Below are 12310 nucleotides of genomic sequence, written 5' to 3'. Positions count from 1 at the left end.
AAGCGGTTATTTACTCGGTACGTGTTTACTCAAAACAGTCTTTTGTTGCGTACGAGTGAGTAACCATGTCTGGGGTTGTCGAGTTGCTTCGCTCGCGTCGCGTGCCGCAGGTTGCGGTGCTGACGCTGATGTCCATGGCTTTTGCCGGTTGCAGCGCCGATATGTCGTCGCGCTTCTCGCAAAACTCCTACTCGCAAAATCCGTTTGCGTTTGATCCGCAGCCGACCGGCACCGTGCAGCAGGCGCCGCCGCCGCGCGAGTTGCCGCAATACGCGCGGCCGCGAACGCAACCGCAATATTCGCAGTATCAGTCACAGCCGTTGCCGCCGCCGGTCGCAGCAGCGCCGCAGTCCTATCCGGTCGCCAATGCCAATGCCGGCGTCTCCGGAGGAGGGCGCGGAGTTTCGTCCTACACACCGCCGTCCGCGCGTCCGCAGATCGAATCCACCGGCACCGTTCCGCATTCGGTCGCAGCAGCCAATACCGGGCATAACGGCACCACGATCATTGTCGGCACCAGCGACACACTGGAAGTGCTGGCGCGCCGCTACAACGTCTCGACCGCGGAGATCCTGCGCGCCAACGGCTACAAGGGACCGCGCGCGCTGTCGCCCGGCCAGCAGCTGGTCATTCCGCGCCCGACCGCATCGGCCGCGGCGCCGGCGATGGCCGCACCGGCGGCGCGCCCCGTCGCCGTGGCAGCGGCGCCTGCCGGCGTCCACTATGTCAATCGCGGCGACACGCTGCACAGCATCGCGCGCCAGCACCACATTCCCGTGGCCGAGCTCGCCCGCGCCAACAATCTCGACCAGTCGGCCCGGCTCAGCCTCGGCATGAAGCTCGTGGTGCCCGGCGCCAAGACGGCGATGGCGGCGCCTGCGCCCGTCGCTCAGCCTGTTGCTGCTGCGCCGATTGCTGCAGTGGCTCCGGCACCGGCGGTCGCAGCCCCGAAGGTCGTTGCAACCGCGCTGCCGCAGCAAAGCGCGCGGCTGGTCCAGCCGACCGCAGCAGTCGAACAGCCGGCGGCTGCCGCTGAAGCGCCCGTCGTCACCAAGTCGAGCGAGGCCACCGGCGCGTTGCCGACCTTCCGCTGGCCGGTGCGTGGCAAGGTCATCACCGCCTACGGCTCGAAGACCAACGGCAAGGTCAATGACGGCATCAACGTCGCGGTACCCGAGGGCACGCCGGTGAAAGCTGCCGAAGACGGCGTCGTCGCCTATTCGGGCAATGAGCTGAAGGGCTACGGCAATCTCGTGCTGGTTCGCCATTCCAACGGCTACGTCACCGCCTACGCCCATGCGAGCGAAATCCTGGTGAAGCGCGGCGATACCATCAAGCGCGGTCAGGTGATTGCCAAGTCGGGCCAGTCCGGCGAGGCGGGCTCGCCGCAGCTCCACTTCGAGATCCGCAAGGGGTCGTCGCCGGTCGATCCGCTCCAGTTCCTCAACGGCGCGTAAGCTACGCGTCGGGACTTCAAGGGACTTCCAAGTCTCACAACAAAGACAGCGGGGGTGGCGCAAGCCTCCCCCGCTTTGTTTTGTCGATTGCCTCGGTGATTACCGCTCAGCTGCGTAGCCCGGATGGAGCGAAGCGAAATCCGGGAGCTCACTCGCGGAGTGCACGATCCCGGATTGCGCTGCGCTCCATCCGGGCTACACAGGCAATGACGGGAGGGCTATGCCTTCCATTGCCTGTTACTGGCCGGTCAGCCGCACACCGAGCCGGCCCGCGAGCTCCTGCGTGTACTGCCAGGCGACGCGGCCCGAGCGCGAGCCGCGGGTGGTCGACCATTCGAGCGCCTCGCGCTCGAGTTCGTCCTCGGCGATCTTGATGCCGTAATGGTCGCAATAGCCCTTCACCATCGCGAGGTATTCGTCCTGGCTGCAGCGATGGAAGCCGAGCCAGAGGCCGAAGCGGTCCGACAGCGAGACTTTCTCCTCGACCGCTTCGCCGGGATTGATCGCGGTCGAGCGTTCGTTCTCGATCATCTCGCGCGCCAACAGATGCCGCCGGTTCGAGGTTGCATAGAGGATGACGTTGTCGGGGCGTCCCTCGATGCCGCCTTCCAGCACGGCCTTCAGCGACTTGTACGAGGCATCGTTGCCGTCGAACGAGAGGTCGTCGCAGAACACGATGAAGCGGAAGGAGGAGCTGCGCAGCAACTCCATCAGGCCGGGCAGGCTCTCGATGTCCTCGCGGTGGATCTCGATCAGCTTCAGCCGGTCGGCCGGCTTGCGGTCGAGATTGATGCTGGCATGGGTGGCCTTGACCAGCGACGACTTGCCCATGCCGCGGGCGCCCCAGAGCAGCGCATTGTTGGCGGGCAGATCGTCGGCGAAGCGCTCGGTATTCTCCATCAGGATATCGCGCATCCGGTCGACGCCCTTGAGCAGGCCGATCTCGACGCGGCTGACGCGTGGCACCGGGGCCAGGCGCCCGTCCGGATGCCAGACGAAGGCGTCCGCGGCGCCGAAGGTCTCGGCCGGATCGAGGGCCGGGGAGGTGTCCGCGAGGCGGCTGGCGATGACCTCCAGGGCGTTCGCGATCCGCTCGGCCGCTGCGCCGTCGAGCGCCGTTACCGGGCGTTTTGTCGCGGCGTTTTCAGCACGCTTGGCGGCAGCCTTGGGGGTGGTTTTGCGGGTTGTTTTACTGGTGGTTTTCTTGGCTTTTTTCGGCATTTGTCCAGTTCCTGACGGCGCAGCCTTATCGGGCTGGCGGCGGTCCCGCAAGCGCCCTAAATGAAGGTGCGTTAACGTTGCAATTGGGACCGCGGCCGCTATAGTCCGCGCGAATTTGTCCGGACCGCCATACCGCCCCGAATCCGAGGGCGCTGCCGGTTCTTTCCCGTCTTATCCGAGGATCGTCCGAATGCTGATTACTCCTGCGTTTGCCCAGGCTGGAGCGACTGGTGACACCAACAGCATGTTGATGTCGCTGCTGCCATTCGCGCTGATCTTCGTCATCATGTACTTCCTGATTCTGCGCCCGCAGCAGAAGAAGGTGCGCGACCATGCGGACCTCGTGAAGAACATCCGCCGCGGCGACACGGTGGTGACCTCGGGCGGCCTCGTCGGCAAGGTGACCAAGGTGGTCGACGACGACCAGATCGAGTTCGAGATTTCGGACGGCGTGCGCGTGCGCCAGATGCGCCAGATGATCTCGGGTGTGCGTACCAAGGGTGAGCCGGCGAAGGGCGACGCCAAGGACGAGGCGTCCGCGAGCTGATTGCCGCGGCGCCTTTTTGGAATCTGACGGGTCAACTCGATGTTGTATTTCACGCGGTGGCGAGCGCTGGGGATTATCCTGACAGCGCTGGTGGTCTGCCTGTGCGCCGTGCCCAATTTCTTCCCCGAAGCGCAGGTGAAGACCTGGCCGGCCTGGGCGCAGCGGCGCCTGGTCCTCGGCCTCGATTTGCAGGGCGGCTCCTATCTGCTGCTCGAGGTCGACTCCAACTACGTGAAGAAGGAGAAGCTCGACCAGATCCGCGACGATGTCCGGAAGGTGCTTCGTGAAGCCAAGATCGGTTACACCGGCCTCAACACACGCAACGACGCCGTGGAAGTCCGCATCTCCAAGGAAGGCGACCAGTCGACGGCATTGTCGAAGCTCCGCGAGCTGTCGCAGCCGCTCGGCGGCCTGCTCGGCTCCAGCGGCCAGCGCAGCCTCGAGGTTGCCGATGCCGGCGGCGGCCTGATCCGCCTGACGGTCCCGCAGGCCGCGATCACCGAGCGCATCCGGCAGACCATCGAGCAATCGATCCAGATCGTCGAACGGCGCGTCAACGAGCTCGGCACGGTCGAGCCGGTGATCCAGCGTCAGGGCACCGACCGCATCCTGGTCCAGGTGCCGGGCCTTCAGGATCCGACACGCCTGAAGGAACTGCTCGGCAAGACCGCCAAGATGGAATTCCGCATGGTCGACAGCTCGGTGTCGCCCGACCAGGCCCAGCAGGGCCGCCTGCCGCCGGACTCCGAGCTCTTGATGAGCGCGTCACCGCCGCCGGTTCCGTATGTCGTCAAGAAGCAGGTCCTGGTTTCCGGAGGCGAGCTCTCCGATGCCCAGCCCGGCTTCGACCAGCGCACCGGCGAGGCGATCGTCAGCTTCAAGTTCAATACGTCGGGCGCGCGCAAATTCGCGCAGGCGACCGCCGAAAACGTCGGCCAGCCGTTTGCGATCGTGCTCGACAACAAGGTGATCTCGGCACCCGTGATCCGTGAGCCGATCACCGGCGGACAGGGCCAGATCTCCGGCAGCTTCACCGTGCAGTCGGCCAACGATCTGGCGATCCTGATGCGTGCCGGCGCGCTGCCGGCCCCGTTGACGGTGATCGAGGAGCGCACCGTCGGTCCCGGCCTCGGACAGGACTCGATCGAGAAGGGCGAGCTCGCGGCCTATGTCGGCTCGATCCTGGTCATCGTGTTCATGCTGATCACCTATCGGCTGTTCGGCGTGTTCGCCAACATCGCGGTGGCGATCAACGTCGCCATGATCTTCGGGTTGCTGTCGCTGCTCAACGCCACGCTGACGTTGCCGGGCATCGCCGGCATCGTGCTGACCGTCGGCATCGCGGTCGATTCCAACGTGCTGATCTACGAGCGCATCCGCGAGGAATTGCGCGGCGGCCGCAACGCGATCTCGGCGATCGACGCCGGCTTCAAGCGGGCGCTGGCGACCATCCTCGACTCCAACATCACCACCTTCATCGCCGCCGCCGTGCTGTTCTACATCGGCACCGGACCGGTCCGCGGCTTCGCCGTGACGCTCGGCATCGGCATCATCACCACGGTGTTCACCGCCTTTACCCTGACGCGCCTGATCGTCGCCGGCTGGGTGCGGTGGAAGCGGCCGCAAACCGTGCCGATCTGAGAGGCCTGTTGTGACTCATACCGTTCTCATTGGCCTTGGTATCCTGATTACCGTGCTGACCGTGGTCGCGGCGCTCGGCTTGCTGCCGGCGCTGCGCATCGTGCCTGACGACACCCATTTCGACTTCACTCGCTTTCGCCGCATCAGCTTCCCGATCTCGGCGCTGCTCTCGATCCTTGCCATCACGCTGTTCTTCACCCACGGCCTGAATTTCGGCATCGACTTCAAGGGCGGCACGCTGCTGGAGGTGCAGGCCAAGTCCGGCACCGCCGACATCGCCGCGATGCGCACGACCTTGAACGGCCTTGGCCTCGGCGAGGTGCAGTTGCAGCAGTTCGGCGGTCCGGCGGAAGTCCTGATCCGCGTCGCCGAGCAGCCCGGCGGCGACAAGGCGCAGCAGGATGCGGTGACGAAAGTGCGCGGCGCGCTCGGCGAATCCGTCGACTACCGCCGCGTCGAGGTGGTGGGACCGCGCGTCTCCGGCGAACTGCTGGCCTACGGCATGATCGGCCTGATGTTCGCGATCATGGGCATCCTGATCTACCTTTGGTTCCGGTTCGAATGGCAGTTCGCGCTCGGCGCCATGATCGCCAACGTCCACGACATCGTGCTCACGATCGGCTTCATGTCGATCACCCAGGTCGATTTCGACCTCACCAGCATCGCGGCGCTGCTGACTATTCTCGGCTACTCGCTCAACGACACCGTCGTGATCTACGACCGTATTCGCGAGATGCTGCGGCGCTACAAGAAGATGCCGATGCCGCAGCTGCTGAACGAATCGATCAACTCGACGCTGTCGCGCTCGATCATCACCCACGTCACCGTGACGCTGGCGCTGCTCGCACTGCTGCTGTTCGGCGGCCAGGCGATCCACAGCTTCACCGCGGTCATGATGTTCGGCGTGGTGCTGGTCGGCACCTACACCTCGATCTTCATCGCGGCGCCGATCCTGATCTATCTCGGTGTTCACACCACGCGGGGTGGAGAGGCGGCGCAGGACGCGCCGGCCAAGAAGCCGGACACGGCGGCAGCCAAGAAGTAGCCGGTCATGAGCAACTCCTCGGACGCTCCCCATCTTCCGAGGTCGGCGCCGATCGAGGCCTACGGCAAGGGCGGCTTCGCGTTTGCCGATATGTCGCACCGCGGCTCGCTCTTGTGCCTGCCTGATTCGATCTGGGCCTGGCCGGTCACCAGACCGCAGGAGATCGACGAGTACTCGCTGCAAAAGGTGTTCGCGGCCGCCAATGCGATCGACACGCTGATCGTCGGCACCGGCACCGACGTCTGGGTCCCGCCAAAGGGCCTGCGCGAGGCCCTGCGGGCCGTGCGGGTGGTGCTCGATCCGATGCAGACGGGACCCGCGATCCGCACCTACAACATCATGCTGGGCGAGCGGCGGCGCGTCGCGGCGGCGCTGATCGCGGTGCCATGAGCGCGACGGAGGCACCGAAGGACGGCGCGGCCTTCTGCGCCGATCTGGTGCGGAGCCATGACTTCGTGCGCTACGCGTCGACCTTGTTCCTGCCCGGTCCGGAACGACGGGCGATGCTTGCGATCTACGCCTTCAACATCGAGGTCTCGCGCGTGCACGAGCAGGTCAGCCAGCCGCTGCCCGGCGAGATGCGGCTGCAATGGTGGACCGACATGCTGGCCGGCGTGGGCCATGGCGGCGTCGAAGGCAATCCGGTCGCGGCAGAACTGCTGCACACGATCCGCAATCACCGTCTGCCGGTCTCGCCATTCTCGCTGCTGGTCGAGGAGCACCAGTTCGATCTCTACAACGACCCGATGCCGTCGCTGACGGCGCTCGAGGGCTATCTCGACGCCACGGCCTCAGGGCTGTTCTCGCAGGCCACGCGCGTGGTGGCGCGGCCGTCGGAGGCGATCGATCACCTGGTCCGTCATGCGGGTCTTGCCCAGGGCATGGCGCAGGTCATCGCTTCGCTCGGCCGCGACGCCTCACGGCGGCAGCTGTTTCTGCCGTTGCAGCTGCTGCAGCAGCACGGCGGCAGCAAGGAGGAGGTGTTTGCCGGCAAGGTGACGCCGAACATCCGTGCCGCGATCGATCAGCTTGCGGAGGAGGCCCAGAGCCATCTCAAGACCGCATTCGGACTGCTTGCGGATGTCCCGTTCGGCGTGAGACCGATCTTTCTGCCGCTCGCTTGCGTCAGGCGCGAGTTGAACCGGGCGAGGAGGGAGGACTACGACCCGTTCCTGCCGAAGCCGGTCTCGCGCCTGCGCACGCTCTGGACGTTGTGGCGAGCCGCGCGCACGGAGGAGTTCGGTCGCTAGCTCTGCTCTTTCGGGATGTGCTTTGTGAAGATCCGGATCATTGCGCCCCTGACCATCGGGCCGCTGTCATAGATGTCGGATGCGATCTGCTCCACCGCGTCGCGTAGCGCAACGAACTGGGCTTGCCGCGCCATGCTCGCCGTTCCGCGCGTGCCGGCCAGCTCGTCCAACGCGGCGTCGCTGATCTGGCATTCGATTTCCTGGTCGCCGTTCATCATGGTGAATCCGAACGCCAGTCGTTCGGAATCGTATCCCCCGATCCGGCCACGGGTGAGTGGCATTAAACTTGTCCCTTGAGCGCGCTACCCCTCGCAAAGAGTGAAGCTTCGCGCCGCGTTTGTCGAGGGCCACGCGCCGAGAAGCGCGCTCTAACCTGCCGGCCGGTCCATCTCGGCGACTTCAAAATTGAAGCGGTCGCGCAGATTCTTGCGTTGCTCGAGGATATCCTTGAGGAACTCGCGATCGGCGTCGCTGCGCATCATCGGCTCGATCAGGTCGATCTGATTCATGGCGACGAGCTGCAGGATTTCGGTGCGCGGCTTGCCGGCGGCATCGCGCGGCAGCGCGTGCACGACCTGGATGTGTTCGGGCGGCTTGACGCCTTTGGCCGCGGTAAGCTCGTTGCGCAGCGTCTTTTCCAGCGCGGACTGGTCCGCCTCGACGAAGGCGTAGAGTCCGACGCCGACGCGCCGGTCGGCAAAGGCGACGATCGCGGTGTCGCGCACCTGCGGATTCCTGCGGATCAGATCGATCAATACCGGGGCGTCGTTGACCAGCCTCCGGCCGCCGCCTTCGCGGTCGGTGAAATTGAAGATGCCGCGCGTGATCGCCTGATAGACCTTCTTGCCGGTCTGGAGCCAGATGCTGGCGACCGCGGATTTCTTTGCGAGTACCTTGCGCTCTTTCGGCGTCAACGCCTCCGGCGCGTAGCTGCGCTTGTGCTTCAACAGATGCCGCAGATCCTCATAGGCGGCGATGCGGAACAGCCGGCTCCGGGTCTTGAAGCAGGCAGCAAGCTGGAAGTCAGTGAGGTAGGCGCGGCCATCGCGGCCGACCAGCCAGTTCTGCTCCTTGGCGAGATCGTTGTGGCAGATGCCGGCGCGATGCAGCTTGCGCAACGCGGCCTTGGCGGAGCGGAAATAGGCGACGTCGCCATGCGGCTTCGCCAGATGCAGCGCCGCGCCGTCGATGAAACCGCGCACCAGCGCGCGCCGGCCGGCCCACAACAGCTTTGGCCCGACGTCGAGGTCGCGCGCCAAGGTCAGCGCAAGGCGCTCGCGCGAGAACAGATGCAGCGCCAGGCCGAACGACCAGAACGGCACCTGATCGAGCCGGCGCAGCACGCCGTCGACCTCGCCGTCATCGGCGCGGAAGCGGCCGCGCTCGACGGTCGAGAACACGTCGCGCTTGAGCAGCACGCCCTGGCTCCACCGCACCGACAGGGTGGCGTCATCGTCTTTCGGCAAGCTCATGACTGTCAGGCCGCTGCCGCAACGCGCAGATGCTCTGCGATCCAGTGGTCGAGATCGGCGAGCGCGCGCGCGCTGATCGCCTGCTTCTTGGCGACGGTTTTCTCGTTGCCGCGCAGCCGCGAGCCGTCCGGCTTCTTGGTCGGCGCGCTGGCCAGCGGCGGAAACAGACCGAAATTGATGTTCATCGGCTGGAACGAGCGCGAACCGGCCTCGATCGTTTCGATGTGGCCACCGGTGATGTGGCCGAGCAGCGCGCCGAGCGCGGTCGTCGCCGGCGGCGGCGTCAGCGCGGTACCACGCATGTCGGCGGCGGCACAGAGGCCGGCGATCAGGCCGACGCTGGCCGACTCGACGTAACCCTCGCAGCCCGTCATCTGCCCGGCGAAGCGCAGCCGCGGCTGCGCGCGCAGACGCAGCAGACCGTCGAGCAGCTTTGGCGAGTTCAGGAAGGTGTTGCGATGCAGGCCGCCGAGGCGCGCGAACTCCGCGTTCTCAAGGCCAGGGATGGTCCGGAACACGCGCTGCTGCGCGCCGTGCTTCAGCTTGGTCTGGAAGCCGACGATGTTGTAGAGCGTGCCGAGCTTGTTGTCCTGCCGCAGCTGGACGATCGCATACGGCTTGACGGTCGGGTTGTGCGGATTGGTCAATCCCACCGGCTTCATCGGCCCGTGGCGCAGCGTCTCGTGACCGCGCTCGGCCATCACCTCGACCGGCAGGCAGCCGTCGAAATAGGGCGTGTTGGTTTCCCAGTCCTTGAAGTCGACCTTCTCGCCGTCGAGCAGCGCCGCGACGAAGGCGTCATACTGCTCCTTCGTCATCGGGCAGTTGATGTAGTCCGCGCCGGTGCCGCCGGGGCCGACCTTGTCGTAGCGCGACTGAAACCAGGCCACCGACATGTCGATGGAATCCTTGTGCACGATCGGCGCGATCGCGTCGAAGAATGCCAGCGCGCTCTCGTCGGTCAGCTGCCTGATGGCGTCGGCAAGCGGTGCCGAGGTGAGGGGACCGGTCGCGACGATGACGTTGCTCCAGTCGGCCGGCGGCAGTCCTGCGACTTCCTCTCGGCTGATCTCGATCAGCGGATGTTCGTTGAGCGCCTTGGTGACGGCGGCCGAAAAGCCGTCGCGGTCGACCGCCAGCGCGCCGCCGGCGGGCACCTGATTGGCGTCGGCCGAGCGCATGATCAGGGAGCCCAGCCGCCGCATCTCGGCGTGCAGCAGCCCGACCGCGTTATTGGCCGCATCGTCGGAGCGGAAGGAGTTCGAGCAGACCAGTTCGGCGCAGCCGTCGGTCCGGTGCGCCTCGGTCATCCGGTGCGGGCGCATTTCATGCAGCACGGCGCGGACGCCGGCATTGGCGATCTGCCAGGCGGCTTCCGAGCCGGCGAGCCCCGCGCCCACGATGTGCACGGGTTGGGAAGAGGATTGATGCGGTGTCATCGCGCAGCGTTAGCGCGTTTTGATCTCATATGCATCTGAAACCGCACCACAAACGACAACGCCCGCTGTGGAAGCGGGCGTTATCCGTTCAGCAGATGGCCTGCGGCCGATTAGCCGTTGTAGGTGCCGGCGGCAACGCGCGGAATGTCCGAGCGGTCGAGGCCGATATCGGCGAGTTCACGATCGCTGAGCTGGGACAGTTCGCTGACATTGCGCTGATAATCCCGGAAAGCCTGGATCATGCGGATGAGCGAGAGCAACATGGTAGTCTCCTAGTAGTTCAGATTCAGCTTTTCCAAAGCCTCATCGTTGAAGTGAATATAGATGATATAGTGCAGTGCGGTAGTTCCGATGTTGCGATGCAGCTAATCTCAAAACGCATAGCGATGGTAAGTTCCGGTTAACCGTTTGGCACATCGAGAACTGCCCCGTAGATGGAAGTTCCATCAAAGCCGAGTATTCCAACAAAACGTTCCTGAAATCAGTCAGTTATTGAAATCTTGGCAGGCGTAGCTGCGTTACTTACGTGGTAATTACGGACCGTTTGTTCAAGCCGAGGTCCCTCGTTACAGGAGGGATCACAGCGATGTGTTCCATGCGTGATTCGCATGCAAGCGGTTGTCGTTAAAATGATCTAATATTCACTCCATTGCGATCTCGGACAGGAGATGGTGTCGCGTCAATCAGTCGCATTGACGTAAGAGGTAATTCGATCATGTGCCCGCAGCGGATTTCCGTCGCGGGGTCGCATGTCGCGCGGAATGTGCTGCTGATTATCGGAAGTGAGTCTCGATTGAAGTGAACACGCCGAACAAAGCTATTGCGGCGCTGCTTCCTTACTGCCTTGTAATCAAAACACTATGCAACGCATGCGCGATACGCGCGCAGCGCTCATCACATTTGTATCGCGCGAAGTTCATTCTGAACGGTGCCGGGAACAGCGAATAATCGTTCCGCAGATTCCGCAATCACGCTGGGATCTGTCCAAGAACAACAGATGGATCATCCCATGATTAAGACATTGATCGCAGCAGCCACCGTGGCTGCCGTTGCCTACGCTGCCGCTCCTGCTCAAGCCGCGCATCGCCATCATGCGGGCCTCGGCTGCAGCGGTGCCAATCTCGGCAAGACCGAAGCTGCAGTCGAAGCCATGGCTGACAATGAGGTCAAATTCGCGGCGGAGAAAGAAGTCTCGCTCGCCCAGGACGCGATGCTGAACAACAAGTGGGGCGCATGCGGCGCGCACCTCAGCAAGGCTGCCGAAGCCAGCATGGCGAAGTAAGCTTTGATCATTGCGATAAGGGCCGATTGCCTGGGGCGATCGGCCCTTTTTGATTCACCCGTAGCTGGAGCAGCGTTGATCGAGTCAGAGCGGAAGGTTGGCCTCGCTGCGCCACGCAATCTGGTGTGAAGGCGCTATGGAGCCTTGGCGAGTTGGGTGGCGAAGTACCCGATCGTCTTGGCGTACACCTCGCTCTTGTTCCACTGCTGGATCACCGCAAAATTCTCGCTGCCGGGCTCCCAGCCCTTGCCCTTCTTCCAGCCATAGCTCTTCAAATAGTTTGCCGTCGACGCCAGCACGTCGGGCACGTTGTGCAGGAGGTCGCGCTTGCCGTTGCCGTCAAAGTCGACCGCGAACTTGATGTAGGACGACGGCATGAATTGAGTCTGGCCGATCTCGCCGGCCCAGGCGCCGCGCATCTCCTGCGGCGGCAGATCGCCGCGCTCGACGATGCGCAAGGCGTCCATCAACTCGGCCTTGAACATGTCGGAGCGGCGGCAGTCATAGGCGAGCGTCGCCAGCGAACGTATGGTCGGAAACTTGCCGGTGTTGACGCCGAAATCGGTCTCCAGTCCCCAGATCGCAACCAGGATCTCGCCCGGTACGCCGTAGGCCTCCTCGATCCGCGACAGCACGGAGCCGTAGCGCTTCATCATGTCGGAGCCGCGATTGAGCCGCGGCGGCACCATGCGGCCCGAGAACTGCTCGAACGTCTGGCTGAACACCTGCTGCGAATGGTCGCGGGCAAGGATCGCCTTGTCCTGCGTGACGCCGGTCAACCCGGCCTGGATCGCGTTCTGCGAAATGCCCTTCGTCGCAGCCTCTTTCTTGAAATCGTCGAGCCAGGATTCGAACGTGCCCGTGCCGCATTGGGCGGCCAGCGCCGACGCCGTCGAGGTCAAGAGCCACGCGCCGATGGCGAGCGTACGAAAGCAAAAGCGAGAGGTCATAGGCAA

At 64.3% G+C, this 12310-nt stretch carries 13 protein-coding genes; 7 read left to right on the top strand and 6 right to left on the bottom strand.

The window, feature by feature from the left end:
* Positions 1 to 65 precede the first annotated feature (65 nt).
* Entirely contained in the window at positions 66 to 1457 is a 1392-nt protein-coding gene (locus tag PMN64_RS05285; RefSeq protein WP_411779945.1) for a peptidoglycan DD-metalloendopeptidase family protein, read from the top strand.
* Between the two features lie 237 nt (positions 1458 to 1694).
* Here PMN64_RS05285 and PMN64_RS05280 read toward each other — a convergent pair whose 3' ends face one another.
* On the bottom strand, positions 1695 to 2678 hold the full coding sequence (locus PMN64_RS05280; RefSeq protein WP_411779944.1) for an ATP-binding protein: 984 nt from the start codon (positions 2676 to 2678) through the stop codon (positions 1695 to 1697).
* A gap of 190 nt (positions 2679 to 2868) precedes the next feature.
* Here PMN64_RS05280 and yajC point away from each other — a divergent pair, with 190 nt between their 5' ends.
* The 5 genes from yajC to PMN64_RS05255 are packed head-to-tail and all read left to right on the top strand — an operon-like array spanning position 2869 to position 7161.
* Complete coding sequence (gene yajC / locus PMN64_RS05275; RefSeq protein WP_026192737.1) at positions 2869 to 3225, top strand: preprotein translocase subunit YajC; 357 nt, start codon at positions 2869 to 2871, stop codon at positions 3223 to 3225.
* A 39-nt stretch (positions 3226 to 3264) separates the two neighbouring features.
* Positions 3265 to 4866, top strand: a complete 1602-nt coding sequence (gene secD, locus PMN64_RS05270) for a protein translocase subunit SecD (RefSeq protein WP_028342067.1) — start codon at positions 3265 to 3267, stop codon at positions 4864 to 4866.
* Positions 4867 to 4876: 10 nt separating this feature from the next.
* The gene (gene secF, locus PMN64_RS05265) at positions 4877 to 5911 is read left to right on the top strand and encodes a protein translocase subunit SecF (protein WP_028342066.1); all 1035 of its coding nucleotides are present in this window, start codon (positions 4877 to 4879) and stop codon (positions 5909 to 5911) included.
* A gap of 6 nt (positions 5912 to 5917) precedes the next feature.
* Positions 5918 to 6301 carry an Mth938-like domain-containing protein gene (locus PMN64_RS05260; protein ID WP_018271534.1) on the top strand — a complete coding sequence of 128 codons (384 nt, stop codon included), beginning with the start codon at positions 5918 to 5920 and terminating at the stop codon, positions 6299 to 6301.
* Positions 6298 to 7161, top strand: a complete 864-nt coding sequence (locus PMN64_RS05255; RefSeq protein ID WP_411779943.1) for a phytoene/squalene synthase family protein — start codon at positions 6298 to 6300, stop codon at positions 7159 to 7161. Before PMN64_RS05260 ends, PMN64_RS05255 begins: the two co-directional genes overlap by 4 nt.
* Here PMN64_RS05255 and PMN64_RS05250 read toward each other — a convergent pair.
* The 4 genes from PMN64_RS05250 to PMN64_RS05235 all read right to left on the bottom strand — a co-directional run bounded on the left by PMN64_RS05250 (position 7158) and on the right by PMN64_RS05235 (position 10335).
* Positions 7158 to 7442, bottom strand: coding sequence for a DUF1488 family protein (locus PMN64_RS05250; RefSeq protein ID WP_304495302.1), 285 nt, complete (start codon positions 7440 to 7442; stop codon positions 7158 to 7160). The two genes, PMN64_RS05255 and PMN64_RS05250, sit on opposite strands and share 4 nt — an antisense overlap.
* 87 nt (positions 7443 to 7529) lie before the next feature.
* Positions 7530 to 8633 (bottom strand): serine/threonine protein kinase, encoded by a 1104-nt coding sequence (locus PMN64_RS05245; protein ID WP_411779942.1) that lies wholly within the window; start codon positions 8631 to 8633, stop codon positions 7530 to 7532.
* Between the two features lie 5 nt (positions 8634 to 8638).
* Positions 8639 to 10072, bottom strand: a complete 1434-nt coding sequence (trmFO, locus tag PMN64_RS05240; protein ID WP_411779941.1) for a methylenetetrahydrofolate--tRNA-(uracil(54)-C(5))-methyltransferase (FADH(2)-oxidizing) TrmFO — start codon at positions 10070 to 10072, stop codon at positions 8639 to 8641.
* Between the two features lie 110 nt (positions 10073 to 10182).
* Positions 10183 to 10335, bottom strand: coding sequence for a DUF1127 domain-containing protein (locus PMN64_RS05235; protein ID WP_016846063.1), 153 nt, complete (start codon positions 10333 to 10335; stop codon positions 10183 to 10185).
* Between the two features lie 734 nt (positions 10336 to 11069).
* Here PMN64_RS05235 and PMN64_RS05230 point away from each other — a divergent pair.
* Positions 11070 to 11354 (top strand): hypothetical protein, encoded by a 285-nt coding sequence (locus PMN64_RS05230; protein WP_411779940.1) that lies wholly within the window; start codon positions 11070 to 11072, stop codon positions 11352 to 11354.
* 134 nt (positions 11355 to 11488) lie between these two features.
* Here PMN64_RS05230 and PMN64_RS05225 read toward each other — a convergent pair whose 3' ends face one another.
* Positions 11489 to 12304, bottom strand: coding sequence for a lytic transglycosylase domain-containing protein (locus PMN64_RS05225; protein ID WP_411779939.1), 816 nt, complete (start codon positions 12302 to 12304; stop codon positions 11489 to 11491).
* Between the last annotated feature and the right edge of the window lie 6 nt (positions 12305 to 12310).

It is taken from the genome of Bradyrhizobium sp. UFLA01-814, from assembly GCF_046718885.1.
Taxonomy (GTDB): domain Bacteria; phylum Pseudomonadota; class Alphaproteobacteria; order Rhizobiales; family Xanthobacteraceae; genus Bradyrhizobium; species Bradyrhizobium elkanii.
This window is presented reverse-complemented; position numbering and strand designations above follow the sequence as displayed.

Excerpts from the sequence above, each read along its gene's own strand:
- PMN64_RS05255 (WP_411779943.1), top strand. The coding sequence starts at position 6,298 with ATGAGCGCGACGGAGGCACCGAAGGACGGCGCGGCCTTCTGCGCCGAT.
- PMN64_RS05235 (WP_016846063.1), bottom strand. The coding sequence starts at position 10,335 with ATGTTGCTCTCGCTCATCCGCATGATCCAGGCTTTCCGGGATTATCAG.
- secD (WP_028342067.1), top strand. The coding sequence starts at position 3,265 with ATGTTGTATTTCACGCGGTGGCGAGCGCTGGGGATTATCCTGACAGCG.
- PMN64_RS05250 (WP_304495302.1), bottom strand. The coding sequence starts at position 7,442 with ATGCCACTCACCCGTGGCCGGATCGGGGGATACGATTCCGAACGACTG.
- PMN64_RS05280 (WP_411779944.1), bottom strand. The coding sequence starts at position 2,678 with ATGCCGAAAAAAGCCAAGAAAACCACCAGTAAAACAACCCGCAAAACC.
- PMN64_RS05285 (WP_411779945.1), top strand. The coding sequence starts at position 66 with ATGTCTGGGGTTGTCGAGTTGCTTCGCTCGCGTCGCGTGCCGCAGGTT.
- PMN64_RS05260 (WP_018271534.1), top strand. The coding sequence starts at position 5,918 with ATGAGCAACTCCTCGGACGCTCCCCATCTTCCGAGGTCGGCGCCGATC.
- trmFO (WP_411779941.1), bottom strand. The coding sequence starts at position 10,072 with ATGACACCGCATCAATCCTCTTCCCAACCCGTGCACATCGTGGGCGCG.
- PMN64_RS05230 (WP_411779940.1), top strand. The coding sequence starts at position 11,070 with ATGGATCATCCCATGATTAAGACATTGATCGCAGCAGCCACCGTGGCT.
- PMN64_RS05225 (WP_411779939.1), bottom strand. The coding sequence starts at position 12,304 with ATGACCTCTCGCTTTTGCTTTCGTACGCTCGCCATCGGCGCGTGGCTC.
- PMN64_RS05245 (WP_411779942.1), bottom strand. The coding sequence starts at position 8,633 with ATGAGCTTGCCGAAAGACGATGACGCCACCCTGTCGGTGCGGTGGAGC.
- yajC (WP_026192737.1), top strand. The coding sequence starts at position 2,869 with ATGCTGATTACTCCTGCGTTTGCCCAGGCTGGAGCGACTGGTGACACC.